The sequence below is a fragment of the Tianweitania sp. genome (assembly GCF_032053605.1).
In the GTDB taxonomy this organism is placed as follows: Bacteria; Pseudomonadota; Alphaproteobacteria; order Rhizobiales; family Rhizobiaceae; genus Tianweitania.
Window position 1 is genome coordinate 1 of the sequence record NZ_DAMBUH010000027.1, and the last position, 2,040, is coordinate 2,040.

The 2,040-nt window shown below is 62.9% G+C and carries 4 protein-coding genes; 2 read left to right on the top strand and 2 right to left on the bottom strand.

Annotation, left to right across the window (positions count from 1 at the left end):
- On the bottom strand, positions 1-229 hold a 229-nt coding region (locus RTX98_RS08685), incomplete at its 3' end, for a hypothetical protein (protein ID WP_312795994.1).
- A 515-nt stretch (positions 230-744) separates the two neighbouring features.
- Between RTX98_RS08685 and RTX98_RS08690 the strand changes: the two genes are divergently transcribed.
- Complete coding sequence (locus RTX98_RS08690; RefSeq protein ID WP_312795995.1) at positions 745-1,170, top strand: DUF5330 domain-containing protein; 426 nt, start codon at positions 745-747, stop codon at positions 1,168-1,170.
- Between the two features lie 65 nt (positions 1,171-1,235).
- On the top strand, positions 1,236-1,655 hold the full coding sequence (locus RTX98_RS08695) for a SufE family protein (RefSeq protein ID WP_312795996.1): 420 nt from the start codon (positions 1,236-1,238) through the stop codon (positions 1,653-1,655).
- Positions 1,656-1,658: 3 nt separating this feature from the next.
- Here the strand turns inward: RTX98_RS08695 and RTX98_RS08700 are convergent.
- The coding region (locus RTX98_RS08700; RefSeq protein WP_312795998.1) for a DUF6456 domain-containing protein at positions 1,659-2,040 on the bottom strand (382 nt) is incomplete at its 5' end.

Sequence of the window (2,040 nt, forward strand, 5' to 3'; positions counted from 1 at the left end):
GCACCAGCGCGCCAACAGCCGCCGGCGCGAAGCGGCCGGTCGAAGCCAGCGCGGCCACTGTCGTCCAGGATGCGGCAATGGCGGCGCAGATCAGCGCCAGCATGATCGGGGCGGAATAAACAACGGCGAGGTAGGGCGTTGCGAACGCGGCCAGAACCAGCGGCCCGAGCAGAAGAAGGCCGGTCAGGCGCAGGTGCCGCTTCGCATCCCCTTCCGAGGAGGCGCGCACGTTCACCAGCCGACGGCAAGCAGCGGCAAGGCCAGCTTTCCAGTCGCCAGATCTGCGGGCTGAATCACTCAATACAACGCACTCACTTCAGTCGCGGACACGAAACTTCATCGAGGGCGAAAGTCGCATCCAGCGTTTAAGGAAGAGATAAGCTCACGCTAAAGGTGCCCTTTTCCGTCGTACCGAAACGGCGCATCCGCGCATTCCGAGGCGCCCGATTTGCCTTATGGTTAATCGAAGGTAGCGTATGCGCCATCAGGGTCTGGGACCGGGTTTCGATGCTTCCGAAACACCTGCCGGCACCTCACAATCCAGTCTGATCAACACCTTACATGGTTAATCAAATCTTACCGCAAAGAACCTGATTTAATTTGCCTTTTCCTTTGCTCGACACCCATGACAAACCCCCTCAAATTACCTAAAATGCGGGGTAATGCCGCAAGCTGGCTTTGCTGGCTGTGGGTCAGGATGGTTGGTTCGAGGCGCCGGATGCTGGCCTCATTGGGGATGTCGGGATGACGTTTCTGTTGCGGATGGGATTTTGGTTCTCGCTGGTGCTTCTGGCACTGCCGTTCGGTTTCGGCGGCGAAAACAGCGAAGCGCTGTCGGTCGGCCCAATCCAGACCTTCTTCGCCGCCAAGGAAGCGATGAGCGACGTTGCCGGCCTGTGCGAGCGCAAGCCGGATGTATGCGAAACCGGCCGTGCGGCGTTCGACACGATCAGCGTGCGCGCCCGTGAAAGCGCGCGGCTCGCCATCGAGATGGTGGATCCCGAAATCCCCGACAAGCAGCCGAAGCCGCCGGTCAGCGGCGCGCCTGATGTTATCAACCCAGCTGCCGCGCTGCTGCCCGCCCCGGCGGAAGCCGCTGCTGCTCTGACGCCCGACAGCTTCGTGATCCCTATCCCCTCGGCACGCCCGCTCGACGCTCCACATTCCTGAAGCTTTCTTGATTTCAACCGCAATGGCTGGATGACGCTCGGCCCGTCGTCACCTATATCCGCGCCATGACCGCTTCCATCGACACGATCCGCTCGGACTTCTCCCTTCTCGACGATTGGGAAGACCGCTACCGCTATGTTATCGAGCTTGGCCAGGACCTGCCGCCCTATCCCGAAGCCGCGCGCGATGAAGCCCACAAGGTGCGCGGTTGCGCCAGCCAGGTGTGGCTGGTTGGCGAGACGTCCGGCGACCATGATCCGGTGATGACCTATCAGGGCGATTCCGACGCCCATATCGTGCGCGGCCTCGTGGCGATCGTTCTTGCGTTGTATTCCGGCCGCCACGCGTCGGAAATCCTCGCCATCGATTTCGACGAAACGCTGCGCACGCTCGGCCTAAACGAACATCTCAGCCCGCAGCGATCCAACGGTCTGCGCTCGATGGTGCAGCGCATCCGCGCGGACGCGCAGGCCGTCGCTGCCTGACCATCAACCGATCGTCGGTCGATAGTCCTCCGTGCCCCAATGGAAGCTGCGCGGCCGTGTCGATTGCGGGCACGGCGGCTCGTAATAGCGCGCCAGCGTCCCAAGGGCTGCCTTCAGCATCACCTTGCCGGACCGAACCGGCCAGCCGCGTTCGGCTTCCACCTGCTCCAGCCCTTTCAGGAAGCAGCAGATATCGAGCAGCACGCCGGACAGTTCCGGCCCCGTCGCCTCCACCGCCTTCTCCACCCGCTGACGCGCCGCAAGTGCGGCATCTGTCAGATCGACCGCGCCACCCGCCCCGCCACCGCGCCGGCTTGAACCAGCTATCGCCTGCCAGGTCGCGCCCAGCTTCGGCATCAGCTGGCCGCGTGTGAAATCGGATCGT

Excerpts from the sequence above, each read along its gene's own strand:
- RTX98_RS08695 (WP_312795996.1), top strand. The coding sequence starts at position 1,236 with ATGACCGCTTCCATCGACACGATCCGCTCGGACTTCTCCCTTCTCGAC.
- RTX98_RS08690 (WP_312795995.1), top strand. The coding sequence starts at position 745 with ATGACGTTTCTGTTGCGGATGGGATTTTGGTTCTCGCTGGTGCTTCTG.